The sequence below is a fragment of the Methanomethylovorans sp. PtaU1.Bin093 genome (assembly GCF_002067275.1).
In the GTDB taxonomy this organism is placed as follows: Archaea; Halobacteriota; Methanosarcinia; order Methanosarcinales; family Methanosarcinaceae; genus Methanomethylovorans.
In genome coordinates this window covers 1-4,124 of sequence record NZ_MVQX01000017.1, presented here as the reverse complement: position 1 = coordinate 4,124, position 4,124 = coordinate 1, and the positions used below count along the sequence as shown (strand labels likewise).

Here is a 4,124-nt window from a genome sequence, read left to right as displayed (position 1 = left end):
GGGTGACTCTGTAACTGCAGACCAGAAGTCAAAAGTGGAAAGTGCCATCTCCGATCTGAAAGATGCTCTTCAGAAAGATGATATTGAGACCATCAAGTCCAGGACCGAAGCTCTTCAGACTGCCATCTATGATGTTTCAGCTGCTATGTATCAGAAAGCACAGCAGGAAGCTGCTTCAGGGGCAGGGGCTTCTGCAAAGTCGGGTTCCGGCGATGATACAGTAGAAGATGCTGACTATGAAATAGTTGATGACGGTAAGAATTAAACAGTTTCAGGCATAAAGGTACGTTCTATCCGAACGTACCTTATTTATTTTATACTGACATACAGGGTCTTTCATGTCCACTACACGTGATTATTATGAGATCCTTGGGGTTTCCAAGGAGTCTACTGAAGCCGAAATAAAAAAGGCATACAGGAAGCTTGCGATGCAATACCATCCGGACAAAAATAAGGCTTCGGATGCCGAGGAGAAGTTCAAGGAGATCTCAGAAGCATATGCTGTACTCTCTGATGAAGAAAAGAGAGCCCAGTATGATAAGTTTGGTCACGCTGGTATAGATGGGCGCTATTCACAGGAAGACATTTTCCGTGGTGCTGATTTCAGAGGCTTTGAGGATCTGGGTGATATCCTCTCCAGCATCTTTGGAGGCGGCTTCGGAGGATTCGGAGGCGATATCTTCGGTGGTGGAAGAAGTAGGCGCAACGCTCCTATGAGAGGATCTGATCTGCGCTATGATCTTTCCATATCCCTGGAAGAAGCAGCCAATGGTGTGGAAACTACGATCAATGTCCCAAGGGCCGAGAACTGTGAGACCTGTGGGGGAACCGGCGCGAAGGCTGGCACAACCCCCAAAACATGTCCCACATGTCATGGCACTGGGCAGATAACCAGCGCACGTAATACTCCCTTTGGGCGTTTCATGAGTACAACTGTCTGTAATACATGTCATGGCAATGGCCAGATAATAGAGGACCCATGTCCTGCATGTAAAGGTACGGGTAAGATCAAGAAAGTAAAGAAACTTTCTGTAAAGCTGCCAAAAGGAGCCGATAACGGCCTGCGGCTCAAGATCCGGGGGGAAGGTGAAGCAGGAAGCCCGGGAGCACCATCAGGAGACCTTTATGTCATGGTGCATGTGCAACCTCATAAGACCTTTGAACGTCTGGGAGATGATATACTCTACGAACTGCCGATCTCATTTGTACAGGCGGCTTTGGGTGATGAGGTACATGTGCCTACGCTCTATGGGAATGTGAAAATGACTATTAAACCCGGGACACAGACACATTCTGTTCTGAGGCTCAAAGGCAAAGGTATGCCTCATTTACATGGGAATGGTGAAGGCGACCAGCTTGTAAAGGTTATCGTGCAGACACCTAAGAACCTTAATTCAGAACAGAAAGAGTTACTGCGGAAGTTCGATGAACTGGACAAAAAAGGTGGCAAAAATAAACATTCAGGCATATTTGATAAAATGAAAGATGCTTTCACCTCATAGTCAGGACAATTGTTTAATTTCATAACTATTTTTTTTCTGTTTTTTTCAACAATGTTTAAAGCCAATATCGGCATAAATGCCTATCCTCCAGATGTACGCTTTTATATATGGGTTGAAATATTTATCTGAAGGGATTTCATGAAAGCTGTTATCATAGGTGCAGGGGAAGTAGGCTATCATATAGCAAAATCACTGTATTCCACTAATGATGTAATAGTCATAGAACAGGATGAAGAGGCCTGTAAGCGAGTTGATGAACTGGATGTCCAGGTCATTCAGGGTAATGGCGCGAATGTATCTATATTGTCCAAGTTTATCAAAGGGACTGACATCCTGATGGCTGTCACTGGTTCCGATGAGGTCAACATCGTAGCATGCATGGCTTCCAAGCTTCTTGTAGGAGATAAAAGTAAACTTAAGACGTTGGCAAGGGTAAGCAATCCCGATTACATCGATAAGCCAATAGCTAAGCGTGTTAGCATAGGGATCGATGTGATGATATGTCCTGAGCTTGCTATGGCCTCTGAGGTCGCACAGATACTTGCAATACCGTCTGCCATTGATGCTGAATCCTTTGCAGAAGGCAAAGTCGAAATGATGGAGCTGGTGGTTTCAAAAGGAAGCTATTTTGCCAATAAGATGATGAAGGACCTTCATCTTACTGATTGCTGTATAATAAGTGCGATTTTCCGGAAAGATGATGTAATTATTCCTCATGGTGAGGATTCTATCCTGGAGAACGATCACATAGTAGTGATAGGTCAGCCTTCTGCAATGAAAGACATAAGAGGCCTTCTGGGAGAGGTCGTTGGAAGACGTAGTAAGGTTATGATCATAGGTGGTGGTGTAGTTGGTTTTTATCTTGCGAAGCTCATCGGTAAAAGTGAGGCAGATATTAAGATAATAGAATCACGCAAGACCCGTTGTGAAGAGATCGCAGACGAACTTTCCGGGGTTCTTGTATTACATGGTGACGGAACAGATATCAATCTGCTGAAGGATGAGGGTATCAATGAGATGGATGTGGTCGTTTCCGTCACGGATAGTGACGAAAAGAACCTCTTGTGCTCCCTTATAGCTAAAAAACTGGGAGTTAAGAAGGTGATTGCCAGGTCGGACAGGTCTGATTACATCTCTCTGTTTGAAATGGTCGGGGTGGACAGTGCAGTAAGTCCCAGGGGAGCAACTGTCAACGAGGTGCTTAAACTGACCATGGGAACAGGCATTGAGTCCATCACTACCATCGAAGGGCAAAAAGCTGAGATAATCGAATACACGGCTTCAGGCAAGTCAAAAATAGTCGGCAAGCCATTGCGTGATGTAAAATTCCCCTCTGGTGCCATTGTAAGTATGATCGTGCATAATGGCAGGACAATAGTTCCTCGTGGCAGTCAGGTGATCCAGGAAAATGACAGGGTAGTGGTATTCGCTCTTCCTTCTTCCATAGAGGCAGTGGAAAAACTTTTCAAGTAAAAGGTGGTCCATGAACTCAAAGGTCATACTGAGCGTATTGGGAACTCTCCTGCGTTTTCTGGGACTTATGATGGTAGTTCCCTTGCTTGTGGCATTATATTATAATGAATCTCCAATTCCTTTTCTCGTAGGTATAGGCTTAACGGAGATCGTGGGCATATATCTCTGGTCACACTACAAGTCAGACGATGACTGGAAGCTCAGGGAAGCTTTTGCTATTGTGGCTCTCAGCTGGTTAACAGCTATGATTTTCGGTGCCATCCCATTCATTGTTGAAGGTATATCTCCCCTTAACGCTTTTTTTGAAACCATGTCTGGTTTTACTACCACTGGTGCAAGTATCCTTGATGACATAGAAAGCCATTCACGCAGTATTCTTTTCTGGCGGAGTTTTATCCAGTGGATAGGTGGAATGGGTATCATTGTCTTGTTCGTTGCAATCCTTCCTAAATTAGCTATTGCAGGCAGGCAGCTTATCCGTGCTGAAGCTCCCGGCCCTACAGAGGACAAGATAAAACCCAGGATCAGAGATACAGCTAAGATCCTCTGGATGGTATATGTAGTGCTATCGGCCTTACAGATCGCTGCATTACATCAGGCTGGGATGTCAACCTATGATTCTGTTACACATACGTTCACCACAATGGCGACTGGAGGTTTTTCTCCTTATGGTCTGGGTATTGCGGCTTTTGATAGTCCTTTAATAGAAGCTATAATCATAGTTTTTATGTTCATAGCAGGAGCAAACTTTGCCTTGCTGTACAGGACAATATACACTGATCACAAAATTCTGTTCAGGGATGAAGAATTCAAGTTCTATACTGCTATCGTTGTAATGGCAAGTGCTGTACTTATTCTTGCGTTAAGGTATGGCACGGGTGCAGATCCACTTACCTGTTTACGTTATTCCGTGTTCCAGGTAGTATCTCTCCTTACAACCACGGGTTTCGCCAGTACGGATTTCAATTTGTGGCCCGATTCTTCAAGGATTGTGCTGTTACTTGTAATGTTCATCGGAGGATGTGCCGGGTCAACTGCAGGTGGTCCAAAAGCAGTACGGGTGTTGTTGTTACTGAAGTATGCCAGATGGGAACTCTTCAAGGCCATTCATCCAAAAGCAGTAAAGCCTATAAAGTTCAATGGAAAGAC

General features: G+C 44.6%; 4 protein-coding genes. All 4 read left to right on the top strand.

Going from position 1 to position 4,124, the window contains the following annotated elements; all coding sequences use genetic code 11:
* On the top strand, positions 1-265 hold a 265-nt coding region (locus tag A4E24_RS01680; protein WP_292351109.1), incomplete at its 5' end, for an Hsp70 family protein.
* A 73-nt stretch (positions 266-338) separates the two neighbouring features.
* The gene (gene dnaJ, locus A4E24_RS01675; RefSeq protein WP_292351108.1) at positions 339-1,502 is read left to right on the top strand and encodes a molecular chaperone DnaJ; all 1,164 of its coding nucleotides are present in this window, start codon (positions 339-341) and stop codon (positions 1,500-1,502) included.
* 138 nt (positions 1,503-1,640) lie between these two features.
* Positions 1,641-2,975, top strand: coding sequence for a Trk system potassium transporter TrkA (gene trkA, locus A4E24_RS01670; RefSeq protein WP_292351107.1), 1,335 nt, complete (start codon positions 1,641-1,643; stop codon positions 2,973-2,975).
* A 10-nt stretch (positions 2,976-2,985) separates the two neighbouring features.
* Positions 2,986-4,124, top strand: a 1,139-nt coding sequence (locus A4E24_RS01665) for a TrkH family potassium uptake protein (protein WP_292351106.1), incomplete at its 3' end; no start/stop codon positions are given.